This is a genomic window from Phytomonospora sp. NPDC050363, assembly GCF_040655735.1.
In the GTDB taxonomy this organism is placed as follows: domain Bacteria; phylum Actinomycetota; class Actinomycetes; order Mycobacteriales; family Micromonosporaceae; genus Phytomonospora.
The window spans coordinates 99,011-115,166 of sequence record NZ_JBFAKK010000007.1; the positions used below are offsets into that span (position 1 = coordinate 99,011).

At 69.0% G+C, this 16,156-nt stretch carries 19 protein-coding genes; 11 read left to right on the plus strand and 8 right to left on the minus strand.

Annotated elements, in window-relative coordinates; genetic code table 11:
• The first annotated feature begins 178 nt into the window (after positions 1 to 178).
• Both AB0I28_RS20160 and AB0I28_RS20165 read left to right on the plus strand, forming a co-directional pair.
• On the plus strand, positions 179 to 487 hold the full coding sequence (locus tag AB0I28_RS20160; protein WP_357495352.1) for a hypothetical protein: 309 nt from the start codon (positions 179 to 181) through the stop codon (positions 485 to 487).
• Between the two features lie 454 nt (positions 488 to 941).
• Positions 942 to 2,306 carry a hypothetical protein gene (locus AB0I28_RS20165; RefSeq protein ID WP_357495354.1) on the plus strand — a complete coding sequence of 455 codons (1,365 nt, stop codon included), beginning with the start codon at positions 942 to 944 and terminating at the stop codon, positions 2,304 to 2,306.
• On the opposite strand, the gene AB0I28_RS20170 is transcribed toward AB0I28_RS20165, so the two are convergent.
• The gene (locus AB0I28_RS20170; RefSeq protein ID WP_357495355.1) at positions 2,303 to 3,490 is read right to left on the minus strand and encodes an FAD-dependent monooxygenase; all 1,188 of its coding nucleotides are present in this window, start codon (positions 3,488 to 3,490) and stop codon (positions 2,303 to 2,305) included. The genes AB0I28_RS20165 and AB0I28_RS20170 overlap by 4 nt on opposite strands.
• A gap of 68 nt (positions 3,491 to 3,558) precedes the next feature.
• Between AB0I28_RS20170 and AB0I28_RS20175 the strand changes: the two genes are divergently transcribed.
• The 5 genes from AB0I28_RS20175 to AB0I28_RS20195 all read left to right on the plus strand — a co-directional run bounded on the left by AB0I28_RS20175 (position 3,559) and on the right by AB0I28_RS20195 (position 6,498).
• Positions 3,559 to 4,119: a TetR family transcriptional regulator gene (locus AB0I28_RS20175; RefSeq protein WP_357495357.1), complete on the plus strand. Its 561-nt coding sequence runs from the start codon at positions 3,559 to 3,561 to the stop codon at positions 4,117 to 4,119.
• Positions 4,120 to 4,291: 172 nt separating this feature from the next.
• Positions 4,292 to 4,576, plus strand: coding sequence for a helix-turn-helix domain-containing protein (locus AB0I28_RS20180; protein WP_357495359.1), 285 nt, complete (start codon positions 4,292 to 4,294; stop codon positions 4,574 to 4,576).
• Between the two features lie 10 nt (positions 4,577 to 4,586).
• Complete coding sequence (locus AB0I28_RS20185; protein WP_184789097.1) at positions 4,587 to 4,688, plus strand: AURKAIP1/COX24 domain-containing protein; 102 nt, start codon at positions 4,587 to 4,589, stop codon at positions 4,686 to 4,688.
• Entirely contained in the window at positions 4,685 to 5,653 is a 969-nt protein-coding gene (locus tag AB0I28_RS20190; protein ID WP_357495362.1) for an NAD-dependent epimerase/dehydratase family protein, read from the plus strand. The genes AB0I28_RS20185 and AB0I28_RS20190 overlap by 4 nt, the downstream gene beginning before the upstream one ends.
• Positions 5,653 to 6,498: a lysophospholipid acyltransferase family protein gene (locus AB0I28_RS20195; protein ID WP_357495364.1), complete on the plus strand. Its 846-nt coding sequence runs from the start codon at positions 5,653 to 5,655 to the stop codon at positions 6,496 to 6,498. Before AB0I28_RS20190 ends, AB0I28_RS20195 begins: the two co-directional genes overlap by 1 nt.
• Positions 6,499 to 6,507: 9 nt before the next feature.
• Here AB0I28_RS20195 and AB0I28_RS20200 read toward each other — a convergent pair whose 3' ends face one another.
• Positions 6,508 to 7,536 carry a saccharopine dehydrogenase NADP-binding domain-containing protein gene (locus tag AB0I28_RS20200; RefSeq protein ID WP_357495366.1) on the minus strand — a complete coding sequence of 343 codons (1,029 nt, stop codon included), beginning with the start codon at positions 7,534 to 7,536 and terminating at the stop codon, positions 6,508 to 6,510.
• A gap of 155 nt (positions 7,537 to 7,691) precedes the next feature.
• On the opposite strand from AB0I28_RS20200, the gene AB0I28_RS20205 reads away from it, so the two are divergent.
• Positions 7,692 to 8,588, plus strand: a complete 897-nt coding sequence (locus AB0I28_RS20205; RefSeq protein ID WP_357495368.1) for an AraC family transcriptional regulator — start codon at positions 7,692 to 7,694, stop codon at positions 8,586 to 8,588.
• Here the strand turns inward: AB0I28_RS20205 and AB0I28_RS20210 are convergent.
• Positions 8,542 to 8,709, minus strand: coding sequence for a DUF397 domain-containing protein (locus tag AB0I28_RS20210; RefSeq protein ID WP_357495946.1), 168 nt, complete (start codon positions 8,707 to 8,709; stop codon positions 8,542 to 8,544). The two genes, AB0I28_RS20205 and AB0I28_RS20210, sit on opposite strands and share 47 nt — an antisense overlap.
• A gap of 107 nt (positions 8,710 to 8,816) precedes the next feature.
• Positions 8,817 to 9,668, minus strand: coding sequence for a helix-turn-helix transcriptional regulator (locus tag AB0I28_RS20215; protein WP_357495370.1), 852 nt, complete (start codon positions 9,666 to 9,668; stop codon positions 8,817 to 8,819).
• Between the two features lie 164 nt (positions 9,669 to 9,832).
• On the opposite strand from AB0I28_RS20215, the gene AB0I28_RS20220 reads away from it, so the two are divergent.
• The 3 genes from AB0I28_RS20220 (at position 9,833) to AB0I28_RS20230 (ending at position 10,679) form a co-directional block, all read left to right on the plus strand.
• Positions 9,833 to 10,129: a hypothetical protein gene (locus AB0I28_RS20220; RefSeq protein WP_357495372.1), complete on the plus strand. Its 297-nt coding sequence runs from the start codon at positions 9,833 to 9,835 to the stop codon at positions 10,127 to 10,129.
• Positions 10,116 to 10,316 (plus strand): hypothetical protein, encoded by a 201-nt coding sequence (locus AB0I28_RS20225; RefSeq protein WP_357495374.1) that lies wholly within the window; start codon positions 10,116 to 10,118, stop codon positions 10,314 to 10,316. Before AB0I28_RS20220 ends, AB0I28_RS20225 begins: the two co-directional genes overlap by 14 nt.
• A gap of 111 nt (positions 10,317 to 10,427) precedes the next feature.
• Positions 10,428 to 10,679 carry a hypothetical protein gene (locus AB0I28_RS20230; RefSeq protein WP_357495376.1) on the plus strand — a complete coding sequence of 84 codons (252 nt, stop codon included), beginning with the start codon at positions 10,428 to 10,430 and terminating at the stop codon, positions 10,677 to 10,679.
• Positions 10,680 to 10,713: 34 nt separating this feature from the next.
• Here AB0I28_RS20230 and AB0I28_RS20235 read toward each other — a convergent pair whose 3' ends face one another.
• The 4 genes from AB0I28_RS20235 to AB0I28_RS20250 form a co-directional block, all read right to left on the minus strand.
• The gene (locus AB0I28_RS20235) at positions 10,714 to 11,466 is read right to left on the minus strand and encodes an alpha/beta hydrolase (protein WP_357495378.1); all 753 of its coding nucleotides are present in this window, start codon (positions 11,464 to 11,466) and stop codon (positions 10,714 to 10,716) included.
• Positions 11,467 to 11,584: 118 nt separating this feature from the next.
• Positions 11,585 to 14,311, minus strand: coding sequence for an FG-GAP repeat protein (locus tag AB0I28_RS20240; RefSeq protein ID WP_357495379.1), 2,727 nt, complete (start codon positions 14,309 to 14,311; stop codon positions 11,585 to 11,587).
• Between the two features lie 102 nt (positions 14,312 to 14,413).
• Positions 14,414 to 15,592, minus strand: a complete 1,179-nt coding sequence (locus AB0I28_RS20245) for an NAD(P)/FAD-dependent oxidoreductase (protein ID WP_357495381.1) — start codon at positions 15,590 to 15,592, stop codon at positions 14,414 to 14,416.
• An 80-nt stretch (positions 15,593 to 15,672) separates the two neighbouring features.
• Complete coding sequence (locus AB0I28_RS20250; RefSeq protein WP_357495383.1) at positions 15,673 to 16,143, minus strand: hypothetical protein; 471 nt, start codon at positions 16,141 to 16,143, stop codon at positions 15,673 to 15,675.
• Positions 16,144 to 16,156: the final 13 nt, after the last annotated feature.

The following is a 16,156-nucleotide window of genomic DNA, read 5'->3' on the forward strand; positions in this document are numbered from 1 at the left end:
TGGCATGTGGAATCCCTTGCGCGCCAAGCGTTTCCGCAGGTAGGGCGGCAAGTTTTCGTGCATTTTGCCGAGTGAACGGCAGTACCACCGATATGCTTGCGCCGGTGGTCTTCCCATGCAACCCTCCTGCTAAGACAACGACAGAGGTTGTCACAGGAAACGCGTGAGAGGATCCACGATGCGTGACGACGATCCCGACCCTGTTGGGGAAGAACCCCGGCGTTTCGTTCTCCATCGGTGGGCCGACGCCTCGGGGGTCTCGGGGACGGGCCGGATCGCCTACGGCGTCGCCTGGTCGGACGGCCGGGCGATCACCCGCTGGATCGGCTCGACGACGGGCGTTCAGCAGATCTGCGTGTGGGACTCCGTCGAGGAGATCTTGCGCATACACGGGCATGGCGGGCAGACCGAGATCCATTGGCTGGACGAGGCTCCCGCCTTTCGCATGGCGGTGGCCGCTCCCGCGCCTGTAGAACCGATATCGTGACCCAATCGTGACCGAATATGCCGGGCGCGTGTAGCGCGGCCCTCATACGTTCGTATCGGTGAACTCCGAGCCGCCTCCTCCGTCCTGGCAATCCCACCCGTACGGACTTCCGCCGTCGGGTCAGCCGACGCCGCAACCGCAGCAGCACGGGACACCGGAGCCCACACAACCCTCGTGGCCGCAGCAATCGCAGCAGCCGCAGCAGGATCCGCGCTACGGACAGCAGCAACCGGCTCAGCCCCAGCAGCCTCAGCAACCCCAACAGCCCCAGCAGCCGCAGTCCCCGTGGGCGTCGCCCTCGACGCCCACGACATACGGCCAGGCCCGCGAGTCGCAGCCGTCGCGTCCCTCCTGGGGCCCCACGCTGTCGCCCCAGTCGCAGTTCCCGCCGCTTCAGCCGCAGCCTCCGGCGCCGTTGAGCTATCCGCCCTACCCGGGCGCCCCGCCTGCCGGGATGACCGCCAACGGGCCGTACTGGCTGCCCGGCTCGCCGCCGCAGCCGAAGAGCCCTTGGCCCCGGCGGGTCGGCATGCTCGTGCTGGTGACGCTGCTGGCGGCGGCGTCCATCGTGGCCGGCAGCCTCATCGGCCGCAGCGGTGTGCAGCTCAACGAGGCCCTGGAGCCCGTTCCGCCCAAGCCCAGCGCGTCGGCCTCTGACCGCGAGTGGGAGGAGTACGTCTCCGGCGCGGCGCTGGCCGCCCTCAACCGGCAGAGCACGGCCCTGCTCGGCGGCGACGAGCAGGGCTGGCTCGCCCTCTACGACAGCGACGACGCCGACCTCGTCGACCGCATGACCGAGCGCTACGAGAACCTGCGCGCCCTTGAGGTCACCAACTGGACCTACGAACTCGACGGCAAGGCCGACGCGCGCGCCGGGGGCGGCACCGAGCGGGCCTTCGACATCGACCTGATCGTCGGCTACTGCTTCGGGGCCAGCGATCCGGCCGTCTGCGAGCCCACCGACGTGGTCATCCCCACCGAGTGGGAGGTCACCGACGCCGGACTGTTCATCACCGAGGTCGACGAGTCCGCGTCGAACCAGGCCGGGCCCCGTCCCTTCGAGATCAGCGACCTGGCGGTCAAGTCGGGCCCGCGCGTGCTGGTCGCGGCGCCTCCGCAGTACGAGAACCGCCTCGACCAGGCGCTCGAAGTCGCCGAGGCCGCCGCCGAGAACGCCGACACCTACGCCCACTGGGACCGTGTCGACCGCTACGTGGTCTTCCTGGCCGGCGAGGACGAGTTCGCCGAGTGGTACGGGACCGGCGACATCGGCCCCAACGTCGTCGGCTTCGCGCTGCCCCTGGGGACCATCGACGACAACGGGGACTGGAAGCAGACCGGCATCGAGGTCGTCATGCACGTCGAGCGCCTGGGGAATCGCGAGGAGTTCGAGTCGACCATGCGCCACGAGTTCGGGCATGTGGTGACACTGCTGGGGACCGGCGACGTCGAGCCGCAGCCCGAGGACTGGTTCCTCAACGAGGGCATCGCCGAGTACATCGACCACGGCGACCAGCCGGTGAGCAACTACCCGCGACTGTCGAACGTGCAGGACTACCTGTCGTCGATCCGCTGGGACGGCGAGCTGGTGGCGCCGACGAGCGCCGACGACGGCCTCGCCGGGTCGGGGAAGTACGGGCTGGCGTACCTCGCGGTGCGGTACATGATCGACACGTACACGATCGACAAGTTCTACCAGTTCTTCGAGGCCGTGGCCCGCGACGGCGAGGAGGCCGCGGCGAGCTCGGAGACGGTGTTCGGGGAGAGCTGGCCGAACATCCTGGCGAAGATCGAGGACTACGTGAAGACGACGGTCTAGGGATTGTTTCGACGAGCCGCTGGTGCGTACGCGCCCAGCGGCTCGTTCTTTTTGCGCCGGGCCCGGCTCTCGGCCGCTTCGAGGGTCTTGAGCAGTGGCAGGCCGACGACGGCGTTGCGGACCTTCGCGCCGATCGCGGTCCTGGGCACCATGAGCCGCACGTTCGGGCCGATCTTCTGGCGCTGTCGCACGAGCGGGCGAAGGCCGGCCTCGTAGGCGGCGAAGCCGGCCGTGTGGTCTCCGCCGGCGGCGGCCAGCTCCCCGGCGAGCCGGTAGGCGCCGACGAGCGCGAGTTCGGCGCCCGCGCCGGAGGCGGGCGAGGCGCACCAGGCGGCGTCGCCGAGCAGGGCGACGCGGCCGCGTCGCCAGGAGTCGAGGTGGACCTGGGCGAGCGCGTCGAAGTAGAGGTCGGGGTCGGCCAGGGCCGTGGCGAGCAGGCGGGCGACGTGCCAGGAGCGTTCGGCGCCGAAGGCGTCGAGGAGCAGTCGCCGGTGCTGCGCGGGGTCGCGGTGGTCGTGGTCCAGGCGCGGGGAGCGGAACATGAAGTACGCCTTGGCCTGGGCGTGGTTGCCCGAGCGGTAGATCCCGGCCATCTTTCCCGGCCGGTTGAACATGGTCACGCGGCGGTCTTCGGCGAGGGACGCGTCGGCGTCGGCGAAGGCGAAGTAGTGGTCTTTGTGCCGCAGGTACCGGTCCTCGGGGCCGAAGGCGAGGCGGCGGACGGTGGAGTGCATGCCGTCGGCGCCGACGACGAGGTCGAAGCGTCGCTTGGGTGCGTGCTCGAAGGCGACGGTGGCGCCGGTGGTGTCCTGGTCGATGGCGGTGATGGAGTCGCCGAAGAGGTATTCGACGTCATCGCGGTCGGCTTCGTGCAGGAGGGCGGAGAGGTCGCCGCGCATGATCTCGACCTCGCTGCCGGCGATGTCGAGCCGCGCGAGGGTGCGGTCCTCGGTGTCGACGAATCGCATACCGGTCACGTCCGTGGCGGCCGCGCGGACGCGGGGCATGAGACCCATGCGGTCGAGGACCTCGGTGGCCTGGTCGCGCACGTCGACGCCGTTGCCGCCGGGCCGGATGCCGGGGGCCCGTTCGACGATCGTGGGCTGGAGGCCGTGGCGGGCGAGCCAGTGGGCCAGGGTCAGGCCGGCGATGCCGCCGCCCGAGATGAGGACGCGCTGGGTCATGGCGGAGCTCCCTGTCTAGAATAACTGGAATCAGGATTCCAGTAGAATATATGGAAGGGGTGTTCCACTTGTCAAGCGAGGGAAGAGGTCTGCGCGCCGACGCCGTGCGCAACCGTCGCCTGGCCCTGGAGGCGGCCACTGCGCTGCTGGCCGAGTCGGGCGCGCCCCTGACCGTCGAGGCCATCGCCACCCGCGCCGGCCTCGGCGCCGGGACCGTCGTGCGCGCCTTCGGCGGCAAGGGCGCGCTGATCGACGCGGCCGTGTCCGGCCTGCTGGGGCCGATGGTCGAGCGCGGCCGCGACCTGCTCGGCCAAGGCCGCCCGCTGGACGCCCTGCGGGCCTTCCTCGCCGAACTGATCGCGTTCCAGTCGGCGCACCACGGCGTGAACGACCACCTCGGCGGCCTCGACCTGCCCGAGACCGCCCGGTTGCGCGCCGAGCTGGAGGCGGTCGTGCGCGAACTGGTGGTCCGGGCGCGGGCGGAGGGCTCCATCCGGGCCGACCTCGACCCCGGCCTCGCCACCACGCTCATCGGCGAGACCGCCTTCGCGGTGGCCCGCGCGGCTTCCCCGGGGCTTGCCGAGGCCTATCTCGCCGTCATGATCGACGGCCTGCGCCCGCCGGTTTGAGTCGTCTCGACGCCCACGCCACGCCCGACCCCTATAACCCTCATCACCCGACCCTGGCGAACCATGGTCAACACCCGCGCCACCACATTACGGTGGATAAACGAAGCATCTACATGTTCGCACCGCACCACCCTGAAAGGGGTGCGGCGCGCATCGGGAGGGTGGTGCCGAGATGAGCAACACGACGGGCAACAGCGGGCCGCAGGGCCTGCTCAGCGAGGTAAGGTTCCTGACCGTCGCCGAGGTCGCCGAACTCATGCGGGTCTCCAAGATGACCGTGTACCGGCTCGTCCACTCCGGGCAGCTCGGGGCGGTCCGGGTGGGCCGCTCGTTCCGGGTTCCGGAGCAGGCCGTACAGGAGTATCTGCGCTCCGGCCTGCCTGCCGGGTTCCCCGACGTGGCGTTACGGCTGGCAGTCGGTATGGTTGAGCGGTTACACACCACCTCCAGCTACTAGGGGAACACCTATGGGTTCGGTCATCAAGAAGCGTCGCAAGCGCATGGCGAAGAAGAAGCACCGCAAGCTGCTCCGCAAGACCCGCGTGCAGCGTCGCCGCCAGGGCAAGTGACCGGACCGGCTGTCCTCGTCACCGGCGCTGACCGGTACCTGGGCGGTCGTCTCGCCGCGAGACTGACCGCCGACGACCGTGTCGCGCGGGTGATGACGGCTGCCACCGATGATCTGCTGTCACCGGCCAGCAACGGTCGGTCGAAACTCACCGAGCTGCTGGCCGATGGCCGAGTGTGCACGGTCGTGCACCTGGCCATCGGCGCCTCGACGTCGCGCACCCGCTCGCGCTCGGAGCTCAAAGAGCGCAACGTCATCGGCACGATGCAGCTGCTCGCCGCCTGCCAGCGCTCGCCGCACGTTCGCCGCGTCGTGGTCAAGTCCGCCGCGGCGGCTTACGGTGCCTCGATTCGCGACCCCGCGATCTTCACCGAGGACACCGAGCTGCGCGCCGTCCCGCGCGGTGAGTACACCAAGGACGTCCTCGACGCCGAGGGTTACGTGCGCGGTTTCGCCCGCCGCCGGCCCGAGATCGAGGTGACCGTCCTGCGCCTGGCGCCCCTGATCGGGCCGAAGGCGGACACGGCCATGAGCCGCTACTTCGCGCTGCCGCTGGTCCCGACGGTGCTCGGTTTCGACCCGCGTGTCCAGTTCCTGCACATCGACGACGCCGTCGACGTGCTGCACCACGCCACCGTGCGGCCGCACCCCGAGCCGCCCGAACGCCACGACCGGCCGACCGTCCTGAACGTCGGCGGCCCGGGCGCCATGCCCCTGTCGCAGGCCATCCGGCGAGCGCGGGGAATCGCCGCGCCGGTCCCGGAGTTCGCGCTGAGCGGACTGGCGGCCCTCGGCAGCATCGACGTCTCCCGCGACCAGCTCGACTTCCTGCGCTACGGCCGTGTCATGGACGTGAGCAGGCTCGTGGAGACCTACGGGATCAACCCGCTGCCGACGCCGGAGGCTTTCGACGCGGTGTTCGGCGCGAAGTCCGGCACGGAGTTCGGCACAGCTGAGGAAGCCTGATGAGCAGTCGTTTCGAAGACGCGATCAACAAGGTCTTCGACATCGTCGAGCGCCGCCTGTCCGGTGACTACGAGGTCGACGAGTTCGGGTTCGACCAGGAGCTGACCGAGGAGGTCGTGGCTCCGGCGCTGCGGGTGCTGTACCGCAAGTGGTTCCGGGTCGAGATGCACGGACTGGAGCACGTCCCCGACAAGGGCGGCGCGCTCATCGTCGGCAACCACTCCGGTGCCATCGCGATGGACGCCGCGATGCTCCAGCTCGGCCTGCTGGACGACCACCCCGCGCGCCGCCACCTGCGGCTGCTGGGCGCCGACTTCGTCTTCAAGACCCCGCTGCTCGGCGAGTACGCCCGCAAGACCGGCGCGACCCTGGCCTGCAACCCCGACGCCGAACGGCTGCTCACCGCCGGGCACCTCGTCGGCGTCTTCCCCGAGGGCTTCAAGGGCGTCGGGAAACCGGTGTGGGACAGGTACAAGCTCCAGCGCTTCGGCCGGGGCGGTTTCGTGGCGGCGGCGCTGAAGACCGGTGTGCCGATCATCCCGGTGTCCATTGTGGGCGCCGAGGAGATCTACCCGATCATCGGCGACATCAAGCCCCTCGCCAGGCTTCTGGGTCTGCCCTACTTCCCCGTGACGCCGACGTTCCCGTGGCTCGGGCCGCTGGGCGCCGTGCCGCTGCCGTCGAAGTGGCACATCGAGTTCGGCGAGCCCATCGACACCAGCGACATGGCCGACCACGCCGACGACCCCATGGAGATCTTCAACCTGGCCGACCAGGTCAAGGAGAGCATCCAGCAGACGATTCACAAGCTCCTGGAGAAGCGCGGCGGGGCCTTCCAGCCTTAGGTCCGAGCCTTACTGGACCTTGACGCTCCAGCGGACGCCGTGTTCGGTCAGCCGGTCCAGGAAGTCGGCCGGGTCGAAGGCCTGTGAGGGGGCGAGCACCCCGCGCGGTGCGCGAACGGTCGCGAGCCGGTACGCGCCCTCCACCGCGATGACGGCGGTCGTTCCGTAGCCGTCGGAACCTTCGACTTCGCCACGAGCCTTGCGGCCGTCCATCCCGATCGCCTCGACGACGTGCGTCCAGCGTTGCCGGCGGCGCTCGTCGGCGGGTGGCCCCGGCGGAAGCGAGTCGACCAGCTCAGGGGTCACTTCACGCAGCCCGGCGAGCATGTCGGCGTTGACGAACCCTTCGGCACGGGCGACCTGGACGTGCCGGGGGATCATGGCGATCGGCGGGATGCCGAACTTCGCCAGCGGCACTTCGGTCTCGGCGCCGGGAAAGCGCATCGACGCAGGTGTACCGGACGCGCTGCGCACCCACTCGCCGTCCACATAGTCCAGTGCCGCGTCGTCGGCCAGGGCCAGCATCGATCGCAGGCTGCCCCGGGAGGCGCCGCCTTCGCGGTACCAGAGTCCGAGCGCCAGTTCGGCGACCGGCGCGACCGCGGTCGCGGTCAGGTGCCCGATCATGTCGCCGGGCCCGCCGTCGTCGGCCAGTGCGGGCACGATGGTCACGCCCGCCGCTTCGGCGTCGTCGGAGAAGCGGTCGAAGACCTCCTTGACGTAGTGCTGTTCGCCGGCCGTGTCCACGTAGTGGCAGCCGACGGCGATGGCCGCGCGGATCACCGGCTCGCCGAGGAGGGAGAAGGGGCCCGCGCAGTTGATGACGACGTCGCAGCCGGCGAAGGCCGTCGCGAGCGCCTTTGGTTCGGAGATGTCGGCGACCCGGATCTCGCCATCGCCTGCCACTACGTCGTTTCGTGCCTCGCGCAGCCGATCCTCGTCACGTCCGACCAGTACCGCCGCGATGCCGCGCCGGGCCAGCTCGGCGGTCACCAGTTTGCCGGTGTAGCCGGTCGCACCGTTCACCGCGATCTTCATCAGTCACCCTTGTTCGGCTCGGCCGTGCCCGGTCGGCTCGGCTCGGTTTGGCTTCGTGACTTCACCGTATGGCCGGGGATCGGGACTCTCCATGCCTCAGACTCCGGAATCACTGTCCGATCGTCCGGGGCATGGGGCATGGCTACGATTTTCGGATGGACGTGCTCAGCGACGCCATCACCGCGATGCGGTCGGGGCGGCCCCACTCCGCGCTCCAGCGTCGTCGGGGACCGTGGGCCGACGAGTTCCCGGCGTCCGACGGCGCCGGTTTCCATGTGCTGCTGCAAGGCGCGTGCTGGTTTCGTCCGCTTGACGGTGAGGCGGTGCTCCTCGGTGCCGGCGACGCGGTGTTCCTGCCTCGCGAGCCCGGTCACCGGCTGGAGTCCGCCTCGGTTTCTGAGGCGGTGCTGCTGTGCGGGGCGTACCAACTGGGCGGTGCCCGGGCGCATCCACTGTGGACTGCGCTCCCGGCGCACATGCACATTCCTGCCCGTATTGCCAATCCCACGCCGATGCGTGCCGCGATCGACCTGCTCGGTACCGAACTGGCCGGCCCCACTCCCGGGTCAGGGGCCATGATCCCGGCCCTGCTCGATGCTCTGTTGGTGTGCATGCTGCGCCACTGGATCGACACGGCGCCGGAGGAGAGCGGGCATGGTTGGGCCGCCGCGATGCGAGACCCGGCGATGGTCTCGGCGCTGACGGCTGTTCACGAGGATCCGGCCAGGGGGTGGACGGTGGCGGGGCTCGCTCGGAGGGCTGGGATGTCCAGGTCGGTGCTGTCCGAGCGGTTCACGCAGATGGTCGGGGTGCCTCCGATGGCCTATGTGGCCTGGTGGCGGATGACGTTGGCGGCCAAGCGGCTCAGGGAGAGTGACGCGTCTGTTGCTGGCGTGGCGAGGCAGGTGGGGTACAGCTCGGAGTTCGCCTTCGCGAAGGCGTTCAAACGCGAACTGGGGGTCGCTCCCGGGGCGTACCGCAGGGCGGGGCGGTTAGAGGGGACGGCTAGAGGGTGCGCAGGAAGCCGGCCCAGTCCGAGGCGGGGACGGTGAGGATCGGCCCGGGGACGTGCTTCGAGTCCCGGATCGCCACCGTTTCAGCGGTGGTTCCCACCTCGACGCAGTTCCCGCCGTTGTTCGGGCTGAAGGAACTCTTGCGCCAGCCGACTTCCACGCACTGACCGCTGCCGGTATTGCCGCTGCGGGTGCTCTTGCGCCACGAAACTTCAACGCACTGACCACTGCCGCTGCTGGTGCTCTTGCTGCTCTTGCGCCAGCGGGTCATGCAAACTCCTCGATCGCTGCGGCGATGGCTTCGTTGGACTTCTTGGGCCCGAGCGCCATCTCGACAAGAGAAGCATAGACAAGTGTGAGTGTCTCGACCCAGGCACTTTCCAGCACGATGGTTCCGGCTCGCGTGTCCGTGAACGCAACATCGAAGCCAGGCTCGGCGATGCGCAGGATGTTGAACGGGCCGTCGATGCTTGGGTGTGCACCGGCGCTGAGCGGGAGAACGCGGACGCTCACGTTGGGCCTTGTGCTGAAATCGAGCAGATGCTGCAACTGTTCCCGCATGACCCGGGCCGAACCGATCGGACGCCGCAAGGCAACTTCATCCACTACAACGGATAGGCGAAGTGGATCCTCGGCGGTCAGACGCTCCTGTCGCTGCATGCGAATTCCCAGACCTTCGGCGATCTCACTGTCTGTGCCGGGCTCGACGCCGCCTCGAACCAGCGCCTCGGCATAGCTGCGGGTCTGGAGCAGGCCAGGCACGTGGACCTCATAGGACTGGATCGAGTTGGCCATCGATTCCAGCCAAACTACATTGACGAACTCGTCCTCGATCGAGTCAACCCGATCATCCCACCACCCTTCGCGAAACACCTCCTGCGAGACGCGTTTCAGCCCCTCGCGCTGACGCGGATCGTCTGCGCCGCAGAGATCCAGGTACGCCAGGACTTCGGGAATCCGCGCGGGCAGGAAGCCGGATTCGATGCGGCTGACGGTGGCGTTGTCCCGGCGGATGTAGTCACCGATCTGCTTCAACGTCATCCCCGCATCCACACGGATGCGCTTGAGGCGCTGACCGAGCCAGAGGGCTCGTAGAGATCGGGCGCGCTGTTCGGACATCGGTTTCCCCCACCAGTCGTGTGATTTGCGAGCGTCAGTCTAGGTCATCCGGTTTAGTCTGCGAGTCTGCGGCGTGTCGCACGTATGCAGAGATTGCATGACCGTAGAACGTATGGCATGCTCCCCTCAAGTCACCGAACAGTCACGTTCCGGAGGGGGAAGCGATGACCAGCGAAGACGCACCCGAAAAACCCGACCACCGAGGCAGGACCTTCACCGTCCTCGTCGCCTGGTTCGGCCGCAGCCGCGAAGAACGCGTCTTCGCCCTCCTCGCCGACTACGCCTCCGCCTTCGGCGCCTCCTCCACCTGGCGCTGCGACGAAGACCTCCGCTGGGCCGTCCACGTCCTGCGCTGCGAACCCTTCCGCTCCGAGGAACTCCGCTGGGCGACCAACCTCCTCGCCCGCCTCGACATCACCCCCGCCCAGGCCAAGGAGCTCCGCTGCCGTGAACGCCACTAACGCCAACGGCGTCCCCGGCGCCTCCGGCCACAGCCCCAACCCCGCCGACGCCGACCACTGGCAGGCCCACCGCATCCACACCCGAGGCCGCGCCGGCCGCTGCAACGCCTGCGCCCAGCCCTACCCCTGCGACCGCCTCGCCGAAGCCATCACCGCCATCCGAGCGGGCCTCGACCGCCGCCCCTGAACCGCGCCCCGCACCCGCACCCGGACCCGGACCCGGACACAGCAAAGCGGCCACCCCCGAAGGTCCTGGAAAACCCAAGGGTGGCCGCCCATACAAGAAGGGAAACCCTTCATGCCGTTGGAAAACCTAGCACTGCTGACCGGCACATTCCTGCTCATGGCAGTTCCGGCCGTCTTCGGTGTCGCGCTTCTGACGCACGTGGCACACGCCCGCGGTCTCACCGTCGGCGAGTACTGCACGTGCTTCCTGTGCCTGCTGGCCGAGAAACTCGACCGGCATCACGGCCGCCACCGGATGGAAGACCTCTACCACCTTCAGGGCACGATCCGCGCCGACTTCCACCGCCTGCGCCCGGACCGCTGAGTCCGACCGCTCAAGGCCACGGCAACGGCCCGAACTAACCCTCCCGCAGGAACTCCAGGATCAGCGGCTCCACCTTCGCCGGGTTCTCCAGCGTCGGCAGGTGCCCCGCCCAGTCGAGTTCCACCAGCCGCGCGTTCGGGATCCGCTCGGCCAGCGCCTTCGCGGTCGCCACGAAGAAGTCCAGGTCGTGCAGCCCCTGCACGACCAGCGTTTCGGCCGAGATGTCGGCCAGGTCGAACTCCGGCTTGAGCGACTCCATGTCCTCGGCGGCGAACTGCACCTCGAAGGCGTGCCGCTGCATGTCGCCCACGAAGTCGCGGGTCTTCTGGTCGGCCTCGGGGCCGAGCCACGTCTCGACGTTCAGCGCGACCAGGGCGTCAAGGTCGTGCGCCTCGAACAGCTCCTCCTCGCGCTCGTCGAAGGCGTCCAGGTCGGGCGTCCCGTCGACGACGGTCCCGGCGCTGCAGATCAGCAGCAGCTTCTCGACCCGCTCGGGCCACCGGGCCGCGACCTGGTGGGCGACGCGCCCACCGAAGGAGGCGCCGACGGCGTGGAAGCGGCCGATGCCGAGAGAGTCGAGCAGCGCGATCACGTCCGCGGCGTTGTCCCACGGCTCGCTCGGCGGCGGGGTCTCACCGAAACCGCGGAAGTCGAAACGGGTGACGCGGAAGCCCGCGTCGATCAGCGTGTCCCACTGCGCGTTCCACATCCGCCGGTCGCAGACCGAGGAGTGGAAGAGCACGACGTCGGGACCGTTGCCTGCTGTGTCATGCGAAAGAAGAGTCATCGCGGAGGAGCGTAAACGCGCAGGTCACCGCATGCAAGTCGGTTTGGCGCGACACGCGAACACCCCGGCCCGAAAACTACCGGGCCGGGGTGTTCGTGACTAAATCCGCGCCTAGAGGCTAGAAGAAGGCCCCGAAGTTGTCGTTCTTCTCCTCCGACCCGGGAATCCCGTCGGTGTCCTGTGAGAAGAACTTCGCGCCGGTCCCGGTGATCCCGTTGGCGTTGCTGTACATGACGGTGATGGCGCCGGCGCCAGAGTCCTCACCGGTCGCGCCGATGATCAGCGACAGGTGCCCGTTGCCCTTGGTGTCGGCGAACCGCAGACTCGCGCCCCAACGGTCACCGGTCTCCGACCCTCCCAGAACACCCGGCGAGTCCTGGCTCCATGCCCTGGCACCGCTGAAGACCAGTCCGTTCACGCCGCCGGGCACGACGGTGATGAAGTCCTCCCCAGCCCCGTAGACGACCAGCTCGTCCCGACCGTCCCGGTTGCTGTCACCGGCGGTGATGGTCGCGCCCCAGTTGTCCTCGGCGCCGGGATTGCCCGGCAGTCCCGCCGACTTCTGTGTCAGCTCGACCGCCCCCGTCGTGCCGATCTGCGTACCGTCGGAGTACAGGACCGTCACCGTCCCGGCGTCGGCCTTGCGCTTGCCGTCGGTCCCGGTCACGGCGGATCCGGGCGCGGCGACGGCGAGGTCGTCCTTGCCGTCACCGTTGAAGTCCGCGAGCGCGACCTGCGCGCCGAACTGGTCGGCGGAGTCGCCTTTCGACGTGTTGAAAGAACCGGCCGAGCCCGGGACACCGGCCGTAGCCTTGGTGAGGCGCTGGTTCTTCTGCGGGACCCTTGCCGCTCCATGGAACAGCGTGACCGAACCGATGGGCGAGCCCTTGACGTCGTAGTCGTTGACGGCTCCGACGGCCAGGTCATCGAGGCCGTCGCCGTTGATGTCTCCGGCGTCGATGGAGAACCCGAACCGGCGATTCTGGGACATGTCGCCCAGGCCTGAGTATCGCGCGCTGACGAGACCGGTGTCGCCACCGGTGTACACATACACCACGTTGGCTCCCGGCGCGCCGACCGCGAGGTCGTCGAGACCGTCGCCGTCGAAGTCGCCTGTGGCGAGAGAGCTGCCGAATCCCCACTCCGCCTCGTGATAGGCCGGATAGATCCCGACAACGCTCGTGGTGAGCAACCCGCGGGCCGAGCCCTGGAAGACGAAGATCTCGCCGACGTTGGAGGTCGAACCGATGTTCTCGCCCGGCGCGGCGACCGCGATATCGGCGTGACCATCACCATTGAAGTCACCGAAGGCAGTGGCGTGCCCGAAGCGGTCGCCATCCTCGTTGGTACCGATGACGTCGGTCGTGTCCTGGTGGATCGCCTTGTTGCCGGTGGTCGTGACGCCGTTCGCCGAGCCGTAGAGCAGGTGGATCTGGCCGGTGTCGGTGTCATCGCCGAGGTCTTCGCCCGGAGCACCGACCACGGTGTCGGCGTAGCCGTCACCGTTGACATCTCCGGGGAGGCCGCGGATGACGACGCGAACGTCTGTCTGGACGGAGGTGTGCTCGGCGTCGCCGGTATAGGAGAAGCGATACAAAACCCGGCCGAGGACTCCAGGTGTGTCATGGAAGTTCACGACACCTTGAGCGTCGGTCATGACGGTGCCCAGGTCACGCGGTCCGTTGGCGCCGATGCGAGTCACCGAGAGAGCCGTCGGCACGCTGGGACCGTATTGCAGGTTGCCGGTGACGTTCACGGTCCCGTTGCGCGCCACTGAGGCCGGGGCGCTGAGGGTCAAGCGGGTCGCGTATGTGGTGGCCAGCTCGAAGATCGACAAGACGGCGTTCTCGCCCGAAGAGGCGAGGAAAAGTTCGCCGCCGTCGGTGAGCGCAAGGCCCCCTGCTGCGATCGTCAGGCCCGCAGAAGTGATGTCGCGGACCCGTGCACCTGTCTCGGCATCCCAGATCGACGCCGTTGCGCCGGTACCGAACACGAGTCTGCTGCCAGTGGCGATGAAGCGGCCGTCCGGGCTGACGGTGGCGGCCGTGGCTGTCATGGACGCGGGCGGTGATGAGGCCGGCAGTGTCCTGATGAGTTGAAGGTCGGCGGTGCTCAAGATCCTGGTCCCGGCGCCGCCGCAGGGAAGCGCGACCTTGTCGCCGTCGGCGAACAGCGTGGGTCGGGAACAGGCGGTGAGGCGCAACGGGGTGCGGGTAGAGACCACCGTGGGGGTCTCGCCGGTGACGTCATATACGCGCAAGGTCCCTTGGGTCTCACCGGTGTCGGCGCGGACCAGACGGTCAGGTTGGTCGGGTAGGGCGCGCAGCACACTGTTCGCATGGGTTTCGGCCAGGGCGGACCCGACTTCGCCGGTCGCGGGGTCGTAGGACCCGAGCGATCCTCCGGTCACGCAGTCACCGTCGCGGTAGGAGAACCAGAGCTTTCCGCCGGTGTACGCAGCCGAGATCACACAGTGTTCAGCGGGCAGCGGGTGATGAGTCACGGCATTCGACTCGGCGTCGATGGCGGCGAAGGATGCCGTTTCCCTCTCGGTGACGTAGATCGTCGATCCGTCCTCGCTCAGCGACAGTTCGCTCGGGTTGGTGATGCCGGTGATCGTTTGGAGAAGCGTTCCGTTGAGGTCGGTGACCACGACGGCGTCCGGACCGGTCTTCGCGAGGAAGACCTTTCCGCGGGCTTCGTCGACCGTGACGTCGGTGTAGGTGCCGCCGGGCAGGGCGACGTGGCTTTCGGGTGGATCGGCCGCAGCGGGCTGAGCGGCGAGGATGGCACCGGTGGCGGTGATCGCGCAGGCGAGGGCACCCGCCAGAAGGCGTCTATTCATATGTGAGTGATCCCATGGGGTGAAGACCGGGTGGGCTCCCGGCTGAGCAAAAATAGCACCGCCGGAGCTCCGCCACGCGGGCCTTTCCGTCGGTCCCCGGCCTTATTCGGTCGGCGGAACCGTGATCGCCGCCGGACCGGGATGCCGGACCGCCACATCCCCCAGCCGGTTGCTGATCCGCCGCTTCATCCCGATCAGCGCCCGCTCGAACACCCCCGACGGCAACGTTCCCGCCCCGCGCATCATCGCCTCCCGCTGGAAGAACGCCTGCGGACCGCGCACCGCCATACTCCGCGTCGCCACCGCCGCCGCGAAGGACGCGCGTCCGCGCCGCCGGACGCTGTACTCGCGCAGCGCCGTCGCCGGACTGGCGTCCAGTGCCCGCCGCAGCACCCACACGTCCTCAAGCGCCTGGTTGGCGCCCAGCGCCAGCGAAGGCGGCATGGCGTGGGCCGAGTCGCCGAGCAGGATCGTGCGACCACGGCCCCAGAAGCGCGGGATCCGGCGCCGATGATGCGGGTAGGCGCGAACGTCCACATGCGACAGCGCGGCGAACAGTTCCGGCACCGGCGGGGCCCAGTCGCCGTAGCGTTCGGCGAGCATCGCGAGCGGATCACCGTCGGGCGCGGGCCAGGGCGTGTCGCAGAACCACTGCGCGAGGCCGTCGCCGGCCGGACTCAAGCCGAGGTATCCCTTGGCGCCCATCATCATCAGCGCCGTGCCGCCCAGATCGACGGGCGTCGGGATCAGGCCCTGCCAGCTCGCGACACCGGTGAGCGGCTTGGGTTCGGGGCCGAAGACGGCCGCGCGGACCGCCGACCCCACTCCGTCGGCGCCGATGAGCAGGTCGGCGTCGTGGACGCCGCCGTCCTCGGTGTGCACACGGATCCCGTCGGCGAGTTCTTCCAGGCCGGTGAAGCGCGCGTTGAACTGGAAGACCTCGTCGGGCAGGCCGTCGGCGAGCGCGCGCAGCAGTGTCGCGCGCGGGATGACGAGTGCGTGGGAGCCGAAGGTCGCGTCGAGGCGCCGCAGGTCCATGGTCATCACCGGCCGCCCCGAGGCCGTCCGGGCCTCGACGGAGGTCAGCCGGCCGCCGGCGCCGGAGAGGTCGACGCCGAGGTCGTCGAGGATGGTGGTTCCGGCGTGCCACAAGGTGATCGCGCCGCCGAGTGTGCGGAGCTCGGGCGAGCGTTCGAGGACGGTGACCTCGTGCCCGGCGTCGAGGAGGGTGCGCGCGGCGGCGACGCCGCCGATTCCCCCGCCGACGATGAGGATGCGCATGGAGCCTCCCCTTTCTACGAATCGTAGAATAAGGGGCGGGCTCGCGCGATGGTGTCCACTGTGGGCGAGGTCATGCGGGTTCAGCGCGGCATGCGCAGCCTGGCGGCCGTCTCCTTCGCCGCGGCGGTCTCGTTGGCCGCGAGCGCGTCGGCGAGTGCGGCGAGTTCCGGGGCCTTCGCCGCGCCGAGCGGCAGGCTCACGACCTCCTCGTCGGCCGGTCGCAGGTCGAGTCGCCGATCGGAGCTGTCCGGCGTCTGCTCGATCCGCGCGTCGACGACCGTCGCCAGGTTGACGTTGACCACGCGACGGGCCTCGCGGACGCTCAGCGTGGTTCCGTCGAGCCGGGCGCTCTTCGGGCGGAGGAAGAACATGTAGGCCACGGTCATGACCGCCGACATGGCGGGCGTGACGACGTAGGCGAGGTTCGTCTTCTCGGTCATCTCCTCGGGTTCGAAGAGGATGACGGCGACGGCGATCGTGGCCGCGCCGTACACGACGAGAAGGGCGAGGACGGCGAGTTTCGCCGGGGTCATCGGCAGGGTGATCTTCACCGGAACTCCTGGT

Coding starts and splice junctions, on each gene's coding strand:
- AB0I28_RS20195 (WP_357495364.1), top strand. CDS start 5,653: ATGAGCAGTCGTTTCGAAGACGCGATCAACAAGGTCTTCGACATCGTC.
- AB0I28_RS20160 (WP_357495352.1), top strand. CDS start 179: ATGCGTGACGACGATCCCGACCCTGTTGGGGAAGAACCCCGGCGTTTC.
- AB0I28_RS20165 (WP_357495354.1), top strand. CDS start 942: ATGACCGCCAACGGGCCGTACTGGCTGCCCGGCTCGCCGCCGCAGCCG.
- AB0I28_RS20200 (WP_357495366.1), bottom strand. CDS start 7,536: ATGAAGATCGCGGTGAACGGTGCGACCGGCTACACCGGCAAACTGGTG.
- AB0I28_RS20180 (WP_357495359.1), top strand. CDS start 4,292: ATGAGCAACACGACGGGCAACAGCGGGCCGCAGGGCCTGCTCAGCGAG.
- AB0I28_RS20185 (WP_184789097.1), top strand. CDS start 4,587: ATGGGTTCGGTCATCAAGAAGCGTCGCAAGCGCATGGCGAAGAAGAAG.
- AB0I28_RS20215 (WP_357495370.1), bottom strand. CDS start 9,668: ATGTCCGAACAGCGCGCCCGATCTCTACGAGCCCTCTGGCTCGGTCAG.
- AB0I28_RS20245 (WP_357495381.1), bottom strand. CDS start 15,592: ATGCGCATCCTCATCGTCGGCGGGGGAATCGGCGGCGTCGCCGCCGCG.
- AB0I28_RS20220 (WP_357495372.1), top strand. CDS start 9,833: ATGACCAGCGAAGACGCACCCGAAAAACCCGACCACCGAGGCAGGACC.
- AB0I28_RS20235 (WP_357495378.1), bottom strand. CDS start 11,466: ATGACTCTTCTTTCGCATGACACAGCAGGCAACGGTCCCGACGTCGTG.
- AB0I28_RS20240 (WP_357495379.1), bottom strand. CDS start 14,311: ATGAATAGACGCCTTCTGGCGGGTGCCCTCGCCTGCGCGATCACCGCC.
- AB0I28_RS20205 (WP_357495368.1), top strand. CDS start 7,692: ATGGACGTGCTCAGCGACGCCATCACCGCGATGCGGTCGGGGCGGCCC.
- AB0I28_RS20230 (WP_357495376.1), top strand. CDS start 10,428: ATGCCGTTGGAAAACCTAGCACTGCTGACCGGCACATTCCTGCTCATG.
- AB0I28_RS20170 (WP_357495355.1), bottom strand. CDS start 3,490: ATGACCCAGCGCGTCCTCATCTCGGGCGGCGGCATCGCCGGCCTGACC.